Here is a 15,485-nt window from a genome sequence, read left to right on the forward strand (position 1 = left end):
ACCTGTTGTTGCGCGGGGGGTGCAAGGAGAGGCGGCTTCGGAGGAGGTCTGGGCCACGGACGTCCACGTGGATCCAGTGCCGGTCCGCTCTGGCGAAGCGCCGCGCCCGAGGAAAAACCAGAAGTCGGCTCCCTGTACGGAGGGCCTTGAGGTGGAGGTGTCCGGGGCATGCTGGCTTCCGATTGAGAAACGCCCCTGTCCTCCTCAGACCGTGGCCCACCAGGGCCAGTGCCTTCTACCCGTCGCGGCGCCTCGCCCCCCTGTCACCAGCCTGGACGGTGGCGGCGGCCCCGAGCCCCGCTGATGTGTACGGATTCGTATCCAGATGATGATCGGCTTCTGCCTCGCCGTTGTCTCAGGTGCCACCGCGAGATGGGGCTGACTGCGGACACCGTGAAGACGTAAATAGACGTCCTCATGCCCAAGCTCCGAAACGCCGTGGTGGCAACGCTCGCTGTCTGCTCCCTCGTCCTGGGTCTCTCCCAGGCCACAGCCGCTGAGAAGAACCCGCTCATTGGCCACTACACCCTGCGAGGTGTGAGCGAGGTCGGCTCGGAGCTCGTCCTCAAGGAAGACGGTCGCTTCGAGTACGGCCTCGCTTATGGCGGCCACGAGGAGTCGGTCACCGGCACGTGGAAGCAGACCGCCAAGGGCGTGACGCTGAAGGCGGACCGTGACCCGCGCCCTCCTTCGTTGACCTTCAAGGGCAGCCGCTTCTCCGAGTACGGAGACGACAAGGATTCCGTCAACGTGGACGTCGGCAACAAGGCGATGGGCCTCGTGTTCAGCGGCATGGACGTCGAGTTCCGGTTCAAGAGCGGCAACACGCTCAAGGGCCAGACGGGGCGCTCGGGCCGGCTGGGGGTCCAGGGTCCGTTCGGAGGCGACCAGCTCGTGCGCGTGGGCGTCGCCTACAACCGGGAGAAGGTCGCCATGGTGTGGCACGACGTCAAAGACACCAAGGACAACATCTTCGAGTTCAAGTTCGAGCCCGGCAGGCTCAAGACGCCGGCGTTTGACGAGCTGGAGCTGCGCAAGGACAAGGGCGCCCTCGTTCGCACTCAAGGCGAGGAGCTCTGGCGCTACGAGAAGCAGTAGCGCTCGGTCCGCCCACGGCGGTCACGCCCGGTCGCAGGAGTCCCCGCGTTCGTGCCGCCTCCGCCGGTCCGGCGCTGAGCAATGGCAACTGGATCGCTGACGCGGTGGTGTTCACCGGGACTACCGGCAAGTACGTCTCTGCACGCTGCCCGTGATTCGACGGCCCGCGAGCAGCCGCCTACGCTCGCACCGCATGAGCACTTCCAATTCCTCTCCCTCCACGCCCGCCGGTACGCACGCCATCGTCTTTGGCGGCAGCATCGCCGGCCTGATGTCCGCGGGCATGTTGTCCCGCCACTTCGAGCGCGTCACCCTGGTGGAGCGCGATCGCTTCCCGGACGGGCCGCAGCCGCGCAAGGGCGTCCCCCAGGCGCTGCACATCCATGGCCTGCTCACGCGGGGAATGGACATCCTCGCCGGCATCCTTCCGGGCATCCGGGAGGAGCTGGAGGCCGCCGGAGGGGAATTCCTGGACGTGGTCGACACCGTCGCCTCGTTCGGGGCCGGGAGCTGGCGCCCACGGTTCCCCAGTGGCGTGAAGGCCGCCTCCATGAGCCGGTTGCTGCTCGAGTGGGTGATTCGCCAGCGTCTCCAGGCCCTCGCGAACGTGCGCATCCTCGATGGCCGGGAAGCGGTGGGCTTCCAGACGAGCGCCGACCGGACGCGTGTCACGGGACTCCAGGTGCAGGCGCCGGGCGGCGGGCAGGAGGAGACGCTCGAGGCCGGACTGGTGGTGGACGCCAGCGGACGGGGTTCGCGCATGCCCCAGTGGTTGGAGGCCCTCGGCTACCCCCGCGTGGAGGAGACGCGCATCCACGTGGACGTGGGCTACGCCACCCGTCTCTACCGCAAGCCGCGAGGGTTCGAGCCGGGATGGCGCTCCATGGCGCTCGCGCCCGAGCTGCCGAGGGAACGGCGGCTCGGCATCGTCCAGGACATCGAGGACCACCGCTGGCTGGTGACGCTGGGCGGCTGGCTGGGGGAGTTCCCCGCGACGGCGGACGAGGCGGTGTTCCTCGAGTTCGCCCGCGGCCTGCCCCAACCGCACCTGTACGAGGCCATCAAGAACGCCGAGCCGCTCGGGCCCGTCCACCTCTACCGCTTCCCGCACCACCAGCGCCGTCACTACGAGCGCATGTCCCGCTTCCCCGAGGGGCTGGCGGTGGTGGGGGATGCCTTCTGCTCGTTCAACCCCATCTACGGCCAGGGCATGAGCACCGGCGCGATGCAGGCCGAGGCCCTGGGCGAGTCCCTGCGCCAGGGGGTGCACGGGGCCGCCGATCGCTACCGCCGGCGGGCGGGAGAGATCCTCGCGGGGCCCTGGGCCCTCGCCACGGCCGGCGACCTGGCCTTCCCCGAGGTGGAGGGCAAACGCCCGCCGGGGTTCGGCCTGATGACCTGGTACGGCAACCGGTTCCAGCAGCTCGCGGGCTATGACGAGGAGGCGTTGAGGACCTTCGCCCGGGTGCAGCACATGATCGATTCACCCGCCGCCATGTTCTCCCCGCGCATGGTGCTCAAGGTGCTCACCGTCCAGCCCGGCAAGGCCGCCCAGACCCCCGGGCCCCGGCCGCTCGCCGCCTCCTCCACTCGAGCGGCCTGAGCGGGCTCGTCTGGAAGCGGCGGGGTGGGGCATGGGGAAAACATTGCCCAGCGTGAGCACCTCCCCGCCCCTCCGGCGGGCGCCGTTTCCAGAAGAAGACGCTCCGGGCCCGACGGGCTGGCACTGCCTTCGCAACCCCCGCAGCGGTGGGGCTGCCCGGCCGCATGCCGGGATTCCACGCTCGACCTCGTCGGTGGAGGGCAGGCGATGGTGAAGAAGAAGACTCCGGCGCGGAGGCGCAAGGCGGGACGTGCGGTGGCGGCGGCCGGGGCCGTGGCGCTCATCGGGGCGGCGATCGAGGTCGCCTCGGACGGCGTGACGGTCGCCGAGCGCGTGCTCACCCTCGTGGTGAAGGGCAGGCAGGTGCTGGCGCGCTCCGCCACCGCGGCCGAGCCCACGCTCTGTGAGATCCCCAAGAAGTAGCGCTTCCGGCTCGCCGCATGGGGGTGAACGGAAGCCGTGAAGCCCGCGCTGGTTCCGCATACATTGCGCGGCCCTCGCGGCTGTGACTGGAGAAGGACGTCCCCATGCGGCAGAAGGTCTTCACCCTCATCGATGAAACGCTCGCGGCGCTCAAGGCCGCCGGCACGCTCAAGCTGGAGCAGGTGCCGGGCTATGCCGTGGAGCCTCCGAAGAATCCGGCCCACGGCGACTGGGCCGTGAACGTGGCCATGATGCTCACGAAGCCCGAGGGCAAGCCTCCCCGCGACATCGCGAGCGCCATCGTGAAGGGGCTGGTGGACACCGAGGGCATCGTCGCCAAGGTCGATGTGGCGGGGCCGGGCTTCCTGAACTTCACGTTGAAGCCGGGCGTCATCCAGGAGGTGGTGCGCGAGGTGCTGCGGGCCGGGGATGCGTTCGGGCGGCGGGCGCCGAAGTCCACGGGCAAGCGGGTGATGGTGGAGTTCGTCTCGGCGAACCCGACGGGGCCGGTGCACATCGGCCATGCGCGCGGGGCCTTCATGGGCGACGCCGTGTCCCGACTGCTGGAGGCCGCCGGGCACGAGGTGACGCGCGAGTTCTACATCAACGACTACGGCAAGCAGGTGGAGACGCTCGGCCGCACGGTGCACAAGCGCTACCGGCAGCTCTTCGGGGAGCAGGTGGAGCTGATCGAGGGCGAGTACCCGGCCGAGTACGTCATCGACATCGCGAAGACGTGGAAGGCGGACGTGGGCGAGCGCTACCTGCGGGCGCCCGAGTCCGAGTGGCTGCCCGAGGCGACCGCGGTGGCCATCCGCGAGAACCTGAAGGCCATCAAGGCCAGCCTGGAGAAGGCCAACATCCGGCACGACGTGTTCTACAGCGAGGCCTCGCTGCACGCGGCCGGCAAGGTGAAGGCCGTGGCCGGGCAGTACCAGGCGCGCGGGGCCACGTACGAGGCCGCCGAGGCCCGGCGCGAGGGCGAGAAGGTCCGCGGCGAGGACAGCAAGGCCGCCCAGTACGCGGAGCGCCAGCGCGGCGGCACCTTCCTGATGACGAGCCAGCACGGGGATGACGAGGACCGCGTCATCCTCCGACACGACGGCACGCCGGTGTACCTGACGGCGGACCTCGCCTACCACCAGGAGAAGTACGAGCGCGGCTTCGATCGCATCATCGACGTGCTCGGGGCGGACCATGCCGGGCATACCCCGCGCATCAAGGCGGGGATGATCCTGCTCGGGATGGATCCGAAGAAGCTCGAGTTCCTGCTGGTGCAGATCGTGCGCATCACCCGGGGCGGCGAGGAGGTGAAGGTCAGCAAGCGCAAGGGCACGGTGTTCGAGCTGGAGGATCTCATCGACGAGGCCGGGGCGGACGTGTGCCGCTTCCTCTTCCTGATGAAGACGGCGAACGCGCGCTTCGACTTCGACCTGGACAAGGTGAAGGAGCAGTCGAAGGAGAACCCCGTCTTCTACTTCCAGTATGGACACGCGCGGTGCGCGAACATCCTGAAGAAGGCGGTGGAGAAGGGGCAGCCGTTCATCGGGCTGGAGGGGCTGACGGAGGCGCACCTCGCGCGGCTGGCGCTGCCCGAGGAGCAGACCATGCTGAAGAAGATCAGCCAGCTCCCGGACGTGGTGGCGAGCGCGGCGGAGCGCTTGGAGCCGCACCACGTGCTGTACTTCTGCCAGGAGCTGATCACCGACTTCCACAGCTACTACACGCGCTACAAGGCGGACCCCATCATCAGCGCGGATCCGGAGAAGACGCAGGGCCGGCTGGCGCTGGTGGCGGCGCTCAAGCAGACCCTGCGGAGCGCGTTCGCGCTGCTGGGCATCCAGGCCCCCGACTACATGGAGGCCCCTCCCGAGGAGGAGTGACGGAGGTGCCCCACCCCCCGGGCGCCGCGGCGTGGGCACGCCCGGGTGGAAGCGCCTGCTCTACAGGCGCGGGGGGCCGTAGGAGACGGACCGGATCGGCGAGCCCGAGCCTCCGCGCTCCCGGAGGGCCAGCACGAGGGTGCAGGACAGCCACGTCTTGTCCTGGCTCATCGCCTTCAGGCGCACGTTCTCCATGAGGTGGATGCCCGCCTGGCTCAGCAGGTAGTGGTGCGAGTAGAAGGGGAGCCCCGGCGGGGTGCCCGGCGGAGGCGGCGCCTGTCCCTGGAGCTGGCCCGGGTTGACCGGATCGACGAAGGGCGAGTCCATGCCGACCGCGACGATGGCCTTCTGGGCGAGCAGATGCACCGCGTCCGGAGCGAGCCCGGGACCCTGCGCGTAGTACTCACCCGTCACGTTCGGGTCCTGCCAGAGCTCCTCCCAGCCGGTGTAGATGTAGACCACGTCGCCGGGGAGGATGCCGCGCCAGCCCAGGCCCTGCGCCTGGATCATCCCTTGGATGTGGGCCGCGGTGACTTGCTGGCCTCCGGAGAGCCGGTTCCCACCGCCGACGTATGCCCGCGCATCCAGCAGCACGGCGCTGGTGACGATCGGCGGCATCTTGTCCACGCCCAGCTTGAGCAGCGGGGAGTCCGGGGTCGGCTTCACCTGCGCCTGGGTGTAGCCGTTGTAATAGACCGCGTTCTGCGAGGGGATGGGTCCCGTCGCGGGATCCCACGGCTGGGGCAGCACTCCGAAGTGTCCCAGCGCGTCGATCTGCGTGCCCTGGCCGCCGGGCTCTCCGCAGATGTTCTCGCCGTTGACCGCATGCCGCGAGAACGCCGGGCCAAACGTCGGCACATACTCGTAGTCGAGCGGCGTGGAGAACGGCGACATCGGCATGGTCTCCGAGCGCAGGTGCGACAGCTCATACTCCCGCGACTTCGGATGCAGCAGGTAGGCCGCGCAGCGCATGCGCGTGGCCACACCCTGCGTGTTGCCCATTCCGCGCTCGTCGCCCGCGGGCCATGGCGGCACGGACGCATTCAGCAGCGACTCGTCCAGCAGCAGGGGATCATTCACCACCGGATCGCTCAGCAGCGGATCACTGATCACCAGCGGCAGCTCACTCCGCGCCGGGCTCCCCGTCTGGGACGGAGGGGGGGACGACTCGCAGGCACCCAGGGCACTCGCGGCGAGAACGGCCGCGACCACGTTGATACGTCTCATGTTGTTTCTCCTCTGCTTCTCACAGTAGGAGAATGCGCTTCAACCGTCGAGGCCGGCCGGGAGAGGCAGCTCGAGGGTGGCGGTGGCTCCCTGTCCGGGCCCCGCGCTCTCCAACCGGAGCTGCCCGCCCATCAGCCGCGCCGCGAGCGCACTGGAGTGCAGCCCGATTCCGTGGCCGTCCTTGCGGGTGGTGAACCCGTGATTGAAGAGGCGCCGGGTGACCTCGGGCGAGAAGCCCTGGCCATTGTCCCGCACCTGGAGCCGGATCCACTCTCCCTCGCGCTGCAAGCGCAGCCACAACATGCGCTGCCCGGGCGCCACCTCCTCCAGCGCCTGCCGGGCGTTGCTCAGCAGGTTGAGGAGGATCTGCAGCAGCCGGTGTCTGTCCAGCTTCACCGGAGGCAGGGGCGCCACGTCCTTCTCCACCCGCACGCCCGCCTGGCGCAGGGCTCCGCCTTGCAGGCGCAGGGCCTCTTCCAGCACCTCGGCCAGCTCGCACTCCTCCACCAGCAGCGAGGACGTCGCGTACGTCTGCTGCAACTGGATGATGGTGCGCACGCGCTCCACGTTCCTGCCCAGCGTCCCCAGGCCCTGCCGCAGGGACTCCCGCTCCTGCATCAGCTCGGTCGCGAGGCTCGGGAGGTAGGTGAAGAGCTGCTGGCCCCGCTCATCGTGATCGAGGAAGTCCGAGAGGTGCGGCCGGTGCTCGGCCAGCAGCTTGAAGACCTTGTCCACCCGGTCCACGCGCGAGGCCTCCACCGAGCGCTGCATCTGCTCGGTGTCCACCACGATGCTGGTGAGGGTGTTGCCCACGTCGTGCAACACATTGGAGGCCACCTCGGCCATTCCCACCGAGCGGGCCGTCTCCACCAGACGCGCCTGGGCCTGTTTCAGCTCGCGCGTCCGCTCCTCCACGCGCCGCTCCAGCTCCTCGTTGGCCTGGCGCAGGGCCGTCTCGGCCTGTTGCACCTCGGCGTAGAGCCTCGCGTTCTCCACGGAGATGGCCGCCTGGGAGGCCAGGTGCCTCAGCAGCGTGATGCGGCCGGGCCTGAAGGCGCCCGTGGTGAGGGCATTCTCCAGGTACAGCAGCCCGTGGAACTGCTCCTGGCGTTGCAGCGGCAGGCACAACACGGTGCGCGCCTGGCTCCGGGCGAAGAAGGCGTCCGAGGAGAAGGGGTGGGGCTCCGAGGTGTCGTTGATGAGGACGTGCTCGCCGGCCCGCCGCACGTAGGAGAGCAGGGTCCACGGCAATGCCTGGTCCGAGGTGCCCACCAGGGCCGCCACCTTCAACGCCCCGCCTTGCATCAGCAGGAGGGCTCCCCGCTGGGCGCCGGCACTCTCCAGGGCCACCCGCATGAGGGTGGCCACCAGCTTCTCCAGGTTCATCTCACTGGAGATGGCCTGCTGGCTCTTGACGACGGTGAGCGCGTCGAGCTGGCTGGAGTCCGAGTCATAGCTGGTGGAGTCCTCGTGGCTGGCGGCCGGGCCGCTCATGAGGGACCACTGCCGGTCCAGGTGCCGCGCCTTGCCCTCGGCGCCCCACTGGGCATAGGCCTCGCGCGCCCTGCGGGCATAGAAGAGGGCCAGGACGTCCAGCCGCCGCTCCTCCCAGAAGCGCGCGGCCAGCTCGCTCGCCTGGGCGAGGTGGTGCACCTGGCCCTGCTCGCGCGCGGCTTGAATGGCCTCCTCGTAGACCGCGGGGGCCGTGTCCGCTCTTCCGAGGAGGCGCTCCAGCTCCGCCGCCACCATCCGCTCGGGCGCGCGGAACGTCTCCGGGCAGTGGCTGGCCCACTCCGCCAACTGCTGGTGGTGCGCCTGGAGGCTTCCTTCAGGTCCTCCTGTTGGCGCTCCGCCGGGGCCTGCCGGTAGCACGCCGCCAGCACCAGCGCCCGGCACAGGTGGTACTCGAACTGCTGGATGCGCCCGAAGATGGACCAGCTCAGGGCCTTGGCCTCGTCCACGGCCTGGCGCGCTTCCTCGTAGGCGCCGCTCATGAAGCGCGACCGGGCCTTGAGCGTCGCGTACCAGAACCGCAGCGCGGGCATGCGGCTGCTCAGCTGGGCCTCGAACGCCTTCTCGTCGAAGCCCTCCATGCTCATGGACTCGAACGACGCGGTGAGCCCCCGCATCTGCTGCACGAAGGCGTGGGAGACCCGGAGCATGTCCTCCGGCTGCGGGTAGCCCACCTTGTGCGCGAAGTCCGTGCGCGCCACCATCTCCCGCGACACCTCGGCCAGCTCGGTCCCCGCGAGCAGTTGGACCGTCGTGATGAAGAGGCAGCAATAACAGGCCACCTGGTAGTCACCCAACTGGACCGTCTGCTGGAAGGCGCTGTGGTAGAGCTCCATCGCGGCGGGGATCGGCTTCACCCAGAGGCTCGCGTGGGCCATGGTGAAGAGCGTCCTGCCCCGGTAGGCCGCGCCGTCGGGGCGCTCGATGCAGCTCGCAGGCCAGCCTGCCGAAGGTGTAGCCCCGGTGGTAGTCCTTGAAGTGGCTGGCGATCACCGTGCCGTACCACGCATAGCCCGGCGCGGCCGCGGCGGTGTACCCATGGCGGAGGGTCAGCTCCACCGTCCGGCACAGGTGCAGGGCCAGGAGCTTCTCGTCGGAGAAGAAGGCGGGCCACGTCAGCGCCGCCAGCAACCCCATGACGGTCTTCATGTCCGGATCCGTCATGGGAGGGAGATCCCGCAGGCTCTCGATGGAGCGGTCGCCCAGCAGGGCCTCCGCTTCCCGGTGGGCGGCGATCACCTGCTCCCAGGTGGGCTTGGGGGGAATGCTCACCCCGAAGCGCTCCAGACACTCCAGCAGACAGGCGGTGGCGGCGGCGGCCTGGTTGCGCGTGAGGAGGATGCTGCTCTCGAGCTGGTAGGCGGCCGCCAGCTCCTGGCGCGTGGTGGCGCGCGCGAGCAGCTCCTCCACCCACTGGTGGGCCTCGGCGCCACGGCCGCTCACCAGCTCGCAGCGGGCCTGCTCCAGGCGCAGCGAGAAGGCCAGCGCGGGCTGCGTCTCCCACGGGTTGCCGGGCAGCAGGGAGAAGGCCATGGAGAAGTAGCCAATGGCCGAGCGGTAGGCCACGGAGGCCTTGGCCCGGAAGCCCGCCTCGGCGTTGAGCCGCGCCAGCCGGAAGCGCTCCTCCTCACCGTCGAGCAACTCCGCGCCCGCGTTGAGCTGGCCCACCACGTCGAACAGGTGCTCGTGCAGTTCCTCGGGCGAGAGACGCGTCCACAGCCGCCGGCCAATCTCCAGGTGAGCCGCCTTGCGCTCCTCCTCGGCGATGAGGGCATAGGCGGCCTGGTGGATGCGATCGTGCGAGAAGCGGTAGTGCCAGGCGCCCGTCTCCACCAGCAGCCCTTCCTGGAGCGCCGGCTCGAGTCCGCGCTCCGCCTCGGGGGCCTCCTGGCGGGTGAGCAGGGCCACCGTCTCCAGGGCGAAGGCATCCCCCACGCACGCGGCCAGCCGCAGCAGTTGCTGGGTGGGGGAGGGGAGCTGCCGCAGCCGGGCGGCCATGAACTCCACCACGTTGTCCGAGTAGTCCCGGGCCCGCACGGCCCGCTCCTCCCAGCGCCACGCGCCGTCCGCCCCGCGTGACACCAGGCCGTCGGTGTAGAGCGTCTGGAGCAGTTGGAGGAGGAAGAAGGGGTTGCCTCCCGTCTTCTCCTGCACCAGCGCCGACAGCGGCACCACGAGCCCGTCCGCGGCGCCCGGCAGGGCATCCGCCACCAGTTGCCGCGTCTGCTCGGGAGACAGCGGCCCCAGGTGGAGCTCCACCAGCCGCCCCGCCGCCTTGTGCACCTCCGCCAGCGCCAGGGCCAGCGGGTGCGAGGCGCTCACCTCGTTGTCCCGGTAGGCCCCCATCAGCAGCAGGGGCGGGGTGTCCGGGTGGAGGGTGAGGTACTTCAGCAGTTGGAGGCTGGCGAAGTCCGCCCACTGCAAGTCGTCCAGGAAGAGCACCAGCGGCCGCTCGGCGGTGGCGAACACCGCGAGGAAGCGCAGGAAGAGGCGGTTGAAGCGGTTCTGCGCGTCGGCCGGCGGCAGCTCCGGCACCGGGGGCTGTCCGCCCACCACCTGCTCCAACTGCGGCACCAGCGCCGTCAGCACCTGGCCCATGCCCTCGAAGGCCTCCAGCAGGCGCTGGCGCCAGGTGGCCACCTCCTCGTCACTGCCGGCCAGCATCTGCTGCACGAGCGCCCGCAGCGCCTGGGCCAGCGGGGCGTAGGGCACGTCCCGTTGCAGCGGGTTGAACTTGCCGCTGAGGAAGAAGCCGCGGCGCCGCAGCAGCGGCTTGTGCAGCTCCTGGACGACGGAGGACTTGCCGATGCCCGAGTAGCCTCGCACCAGCACCCACTCGGCCCTCCCGTTCCGGGCCACCCGCTCGAAGGCCTCCAGCAGCGCCCGCAGCTCCGCGTCGCGGCCGTAGAGGCTCTGCGGCGCCTGGAAGCGGGCGGGGAAGTCCCTCAGCCCCAGGGGGAACTCCTCCGGCACGCCCCGCCGCAGCCCCTCCGCGTACCGCTCCAGATCCGCCTTCAGCCCCTCCGCGCTCTGGTAGCGCTCCTCGGCGGACTTGCCCAGCAGCTTGAGCGCCACCGCCGACAGCAGGGGCGGCACCGACGGCACCCGCTGGCTCGGAGGCACGGGCGCCTGGGCGACGTGCGCATGGACCCACTCCAGGGCATCCCTGCCGCGGAAGGGCAGCTCCCCGGTGAGGAGCTGGTAGAGCACCACCCCCAGCGAATAGAAGTCCGTGCGGTAGTCCACCGCCCGGTTCATCCGCCCGGACTGCTCCGGGGACATGTACGGCAGCGTGCCCTCGACGAGCGAGGCCGCCGCGGCATCCACGTGCTCCTGCTGCCGCAACGTGGCCAGCCCGAAGTCGATGAGCCACACCCGCCCCCCCTCCGAGAGCAGGAGGTTGGCGGGTTTGATGTCCTTGTGGATGACGCCCCGGCGGTGCACCTCCGCCAGCGTGGCGGCCAGGGGAATCGCGATGTCCAGGAGACGGCTGGGCTCGAAGGGCTGGCCCAGTTGCTCCGAGAGCGCCTTGCCGCCCACGTCCTCCAGCACCAGGACGGGCCGCTCCGCGTGCACCTCCAGGCCATGGGTGGTGAGCACTCCGGCCGTGCCTCGCAGGCGCTCGAGGAGCGTGTACTCGCGCTGATAGCGGGCGCGCTCGCGTGGACCCGGGTGCTGCGCGCGCGGCGTCTTGAGGATGACCGGCAGACCGTCCGTCCGCCGCACCGCGTGGAACAGCAAGTTGTTGCTCGTCGTCTGGAACAGACTCCGAAGCTCGTAACCCGGAAACTCCATCATCCTGGACTCCATCAACCCGGCCACCGGATGAAGGAATATAGAAGTTTTACGCATGGAGCGGACGGGAACGCGCCGCGCCAGAGCCCCCGAGAACACCCGGAAGGACGATTTTTATTTTTTTGTGAGACGGTGAGGCCCATCCGGTGTCTTCTTGGGAAGGAGGGATTACTCGGAAATCCCCCTTTTTCCAAGGAGCCGGTCCATGCGCTCGAAGGTGCGGTCGACGTTCATGACGATGATGTGCGGCGTCTCGCTGATGGGAGGCGCCGCGGTGGCGGAGCCCGCGACGGAGTCCGCGCGTGCGGCCTCGCCGGGCAATGCCAGCGGTCTGCGTTGGACGGAGGAGCTCGCCACCGGTGAGGGCACGGGGAGCTCGTGCGCACCGGAGAGGGGCTGGTGTTCGAGCCCTACAACGTCATGCGCCGGCCCGAGGGGCTGCGCACCCTGACGGGCCTCTACACCTTCCCGGCCCGCCGGCTGGAGCAGCCCGTGGACACGGTGCGGCCGCTCATCCAGGCGAAGAGCGCCCCGGGGATGGGCGTCGAGGTGGATGTCCGGGTGCGCTCGGCCAGCGGCGCCTGGAGCGAGTGGAGCATCTCCAACGCGGGCGAGGCCGTGCGCCTGCCCTGGGCCGGCACGGAGGTGCAGGTGCGGCTCGCGCTCGTGGCGGATGAGCGTGGCCGCGGTCCCGTGGTGCACGACGTGAAGCTGGAGGGAACGCTGGAGGGTGGCACCGCCTCGCAGGAGAGCGCGACCCTGGCGACGCCGCTGACCTACCGCATCTTCGCCACGCGCGAGGGCCTGGTGGGCGGCACGACGGCCAACGGCCACATCATCAAGAGCTATGACCGCTTCGTGGCGCTGCCCTCGCGCCGGGCGCTCGCGACCAAGGGGGGCTCCGAGTACCAGGTGCGCGTGTGCTACCCGGTGACGGGCAAGTGCACGACCACGTCCGTCTGGGACGTGGGCCCGTGGAACACGAAGGATGACTACTGGAATCCCTCGTCCGTCCGCGAGATGTGGAAGACGCTGCCCCAGGGCAAGCCCGAGGCCCAGGCCGCCTACCAGGATGGTTTCAACGGCGGGTTGGATCAGTTCGGGCGCCGGCCGTCCAATCCCGCGGGCATCGACATCGCCGATGGGACGTTCTGGACGGACCTGGGGATGAGCAACAACGGCTGGGTCAACGTGACGTACCTGTGGACGTCGGGCGGCAGCACCCCGGCCACGGGCCTCATCATCGACAACAACAACGCCGTCAACGACACCAGCAAGGGCTACATCGCGCTGACGGGGACCTGGTCGGCCTCGTCCTCGACGGCGGGCTACTACGGCTCCAACTACCTGTATGCCGCGACGGCGGCGGCCTCCGAGCCGGCGACGTACTGGTTCTACCTGCCGGCGGCGGCCACCAAGACGATCGACGCGCGGTGGACGTCGGGCACCAACCGCTCGGCGGCCGCGCCCTACATCATCACCAACGCCAGCGGCACCAACCTGGCCACGGTGTACAAGAACCAGCAGACGGGCGGTGGCGCGTGGAACACGCTCGGCACGTGGAACTTCCCGGCCGGCTGGAACAAGGTGCAGGTGAGCCGCTGGGCCACCGCGGGCTACGTCGTCATCGCCGACGCCATCCAGGTGCGGTAGTGCGCTGACGGAGTGGGGTGGGGCACGGCGCCGGGCCGTGCCTCACCGTCCCGCTTCGCCGAGCAGCTCGTAAATGACGCGGCTCGCCAGTACCGTGAAGCAGGAATCGTACGGACTCCCTGGACTCCTTGGAACTCCTGGCTCTACGCTGAGGCGCAGGAGGCCTGGCCGCCTTCCTCACGGCCAGAGGGGAGCCCTGATGAATCGGATACTCAAGCGGAGCGTACCGCTCACCGCGCTGATGGTGGGACTCGGCGCCGGGAGCGCCAGCGCGCACTACAACCCGTCCACGGCGGCGTATGACGCCAGCCCGGCCCCGACAATGCTGTCGACGGTGTCGGGGTGTGACGACTGCTCGGAGGTGGTGAACCTGCCGTTCGCCTTCCCCTTCTATGGGAAGACCTTCACGCAGGTGACCGTCTCGAGCAACGGCTACCTGGTGCTCGGCAGCACCACCGCCAGCAGCATCAGCAATCCGCAGCTCTCGTGGTCGGGCTCCACCGCCGCGCCCGCGGGGATGATCGCCCCCATGTGGGACGACTGGAACCCGGCGGCGGGCGGAGACGTGTACGCGGGCTGGGTGGGCTCGGCCTACGTGGTGGAGTGGCGCAACCTCTACCGCTACGGGCAGTCCGCCTCCGGCGGCTACACCTTCAAGGTGAAGCTCTTCGGCGACGGCGCCTTCGAGTTCCACTACGGCACCGTCACCGGAGGCTTCGGCACGGGCGCGGACAACGGCAGCTCGGCCACCTCGGGCTTCCAGGAAGGGCAGAACACCGTCGCCCAGCCGGTGAGCTACAACCAGCCCGTCCTCGCCAGCTTCTCCGCGAAACGCTTCACCCGCCCGGGCGCCGCGGCCCTCTTCATCAACATCCGCGACGGCCTCTTCAACCAGCCGCGCCCCTCGCTGAGCTACTCGCTCGACTACACGTGCGGCACGTACACCACCTCCACCACCGCCATCAGCACCGGCTCCACCGTCAATGACGGGTGGGCCCGCGCGGCCGCGTACTGCTCCGCGACGCCCACCCTCCGGGGCACCCGCTTCAACGGAGACGTGGCGGGCTACAGCGTCTCCACCTATCCGCTCACCGGCGGCGAGACGGTGGTCACCAGCGGCACCTACGTCTTCCTCAAGCGCTCGGACGTGACGCCCCGGCAGACGCAGCAGAGCGCCTTCAGCGTCACCTATGGCGGCACCACTTCCCACCGCGCCGTGCTGGACTACTGGCAGAGCGGCGCGCTCGACAAGCCGCTGCTCATCGTCACCGGGTTCGATCCGCTCAACACGGACTCCACCGCCAACTACCTGATGCTGATGGGCGACCTCGTGCGCACGCTCAACGCCGAGGGCTACGACGTCATCATCGGCAAGCACGGAGACGGCAACCAGCGGCTCGGCTGGTTCCGGGGCGAGGTGGCCGCGTGGGTCGATGACATCCTCGGCCGCATGCCCGCGGGCAGCAAGGTGCAGGTGGCCGGCATCAGCCAGGGCGGCGTGGTGCTGCGCGACACCCTGCACAACAACACCAACGGCATCCAGGGCAAGGTGAAGGCCTGGTATTCCATCGACTCGCCGCAGCTCGGCGCGAACCTGGGCCGCGCCTACCGGGGCGTCCAGACGCTCCTGCTGTGCCACCAGCCCGCGACGCATTCCGGCCGGCGCAGGCTCACCTCGCCGCCCGCCTACGACCTGGCCTACAGCATGGCCACCACGTGCTCCTGCGACAACGAGCCGGAGAACTCCACGTGCAGCAGCACCACCAGCTACCATGATCTGTATTACGGGAGCATGGGCTGGCCCACCTCGGCCATTCCGCGCTACGCGCTGGCCTTCGGCGACGCCAACCCCACCAACGGCTATACGAAGATGGGCAGCGACTCGCGCCTGTATGACTTCACGTATACCGGGTGGTTCTGCTCGGAGGACCGGGACTGGGAGCCGGGCCAGCGCGATTGCGTGGCGGGCTCGCGCACCATCACCGCCGCCGACGTCAACACGGACCAGGGCGCCTCGGTGTGCGGCAACTTCCGGCTGCGCCTCCAGTTCGAGCCGGCCTTCATCAACGCCGACTCGGCCCTGGCGGTGACGGGCAACGCGCTCAGCACGGAGGCGGCCAGTCCGGGCTGCGGAGTCAACTACGGCTCGCTCGCTCCCACGCAGTGGAAGGCCTGGGCGTCCAATGACTACAACGAGAACCATGAGGTCCTCACCTCGGCGCTCGCCAACAGGATGCTCACCTGGGTGAGGGCAGAGCAGTGAGCCGGACCGGAGCCCGGGGAGCGTCCGC

General features: G+C 69.6%; 11 protein-coding genes. 6 read left to right on the forward strand and 5 right to left on the reverse strand.

The window, feature by feature from the left end:
- Positions 1 to 417 precede the first annotated feature (417 nt).
- The 4 genes from ACN28I_RS04835 to ACN28I_RS04850 all read left to right on the forward strand — a co-directional run bounded on the left by ACN28I_RS04835 (position 418) and on the right by ACN28I_RS04850 (position 5,007).
- On the forward strand, positions 418 to 1,098 hold the full coding sequence (locus tag ACN28I_RS04835) for a hypothetical protein (RefSeq protein ID WP_420940969.1): 681 nt from the start codon (positions 418 to 420) through the stop codon (positions 1,096 to 1,098).
- Positions 1,099 to 1,291: 193 nt separating this feature from the next.
- A complete protein-coding gene (locus ACN28I_RS04840) occupies positions 1,292 to 2,701 on the forward strand; it encodes an FAD-dependent oxidoreductase (protein WP_420940970.1) in 1,410 nt (469 codons plus the stop codon).
- A gap of 207 nt (positions 2,702 to 2,908) precedes the next feature.
- On the forward strand, positions 2,909 to 3,124 hold the full coding sequence (locus ACN28I_RS04845) for a hypothetical protein (protein ID WP_420940971.1): 216 nt from the start codon (positions 2,909 to 2,911) through the stop codon (positions 3,122 to 3,124).
- Between the two features lie 104 nt (positions 3,125 to 3,228).
- Entirely contained in the window at positions 3,229 to 5,007 is a 1,779-nt protein-coding gene (locus ACN28I_RS04850; RefSeq protein WP_420940972.1) for an arginine--tRNA ligase, read from the forward strand.
- A gap of 60 nt (positions 5,008 to 5,067) precedes the next feature.
- Here the strand turns inward: ACN28I_RS04850 and ACN28I_RS04855 are convergent, their stop codons facing one another.
- From ACN28I_RS04855 to ACN28I_RS04875, 5 genes are all read right to left on the reverse strand, one after another.
- Positions 5,068 to 6,234 (reverse strand): cyclase family protein, encoded by a 1,167-nt coding sequence (locus tag ACN28I_RS04855; RefSeq protein ID WP_420940973.1) that lies wholly within the window; start codon positions 6,232 to 6,234, stop codon positions 5,068 to 5,070.
- A 39-nt stretch (positions 6,235 to 6,273) separates the two neighbouring features.
- On the reverse strand, positions 6,274 to 7,728 hold the full coding sequence (locus tag ACN28I_RS04860; protein WP_420948567.1) for a sensor histidine kinase: 1,455 nt from the start codon (positions 7,726 to 7,728) through the stop codon (positions 6,274 to 6,276).
- Positions 7,725 to 8,603, reverse strand: coding sequence for a hypothetical protein (locus ACN28I_RS04865; RefSeq protein ID WP_420940974.1), 879 nt, complete (start codon positions 8,601 to 8,603; stop codon positions 7,725 to 7,727). Before ACN28I_RS04865 ends, ACN28I_RS04860 begins: the two co-directional genes overlap by 4 nt.
- Positions 8,536 to 11,544: an ATP-binding protein gene (locus ACN28I_RS04870; RefSeq protein ID WP_420940975.1), complete on the reverse strand. Its 3,009-nt coding sequence runs from the start codon at positions 11,542 to 11,544 to the stop codon at positions 8,536 to 8,538. The genes ACN28I_RS04865 and ACN28I_RS04870 overlap by 68 nt, the downstream gene beginning before the upstream one ends.
- 165 nt (positions 11,545 to 11,709) lie before the next feature.
- Entirely contained in the window at positions 11,710 to 11,910 is a 201-nt protein-coding gene (locus ACN28I_RS04875) for a hypothetical protein (RefSeq protein WP_420940976.1), read from the reverse strand.
- Between the two features lie 9 nt (positions 11,911 to 11,919).
- Here ACN28I_RS04875 and ACN28I_RS04880 point away from each other — a divergent pair, with 9 nt between their 5' ends.
- Positions 11,920 to 13,194 (forward strand): hypothetical protein, encoded by a 1,275-nt coding sequence (locus tag ACN28I_RS04880; RefSeq protein WP_420940977.1) that lies wholly within the window; start codon positions 11,920 to 11,922, stop codon positions 13,192 to 13,194.
- A gap of 199 nt (positions 13,195 to 13,393) precedes the next feature.
- Positions 13,394 to 15,457: a hypothetical protein gene (locus ACN28I_RS04885; RefSeq protein ID WP_420940978.1), complete on the forward strand. Its 2,064-nt coding sequence runs from the start codon at positions 13,394 to 13,396 to the stop codon at positions 15,455 to 15,457.
- Positions 15,458 to 15,485: the final 28 nt, after the last annotated feature.

Source organism: Archangium gephyra (assembly GCF_049060025.1).
In the GTDB taxonomy this organism is placed as follows: domain Bacteria; phylum Myxococcota; class Myxococcia; order Myxococcales; family Myxococcaceae; genus Archangium; species Archangium gephyra_A.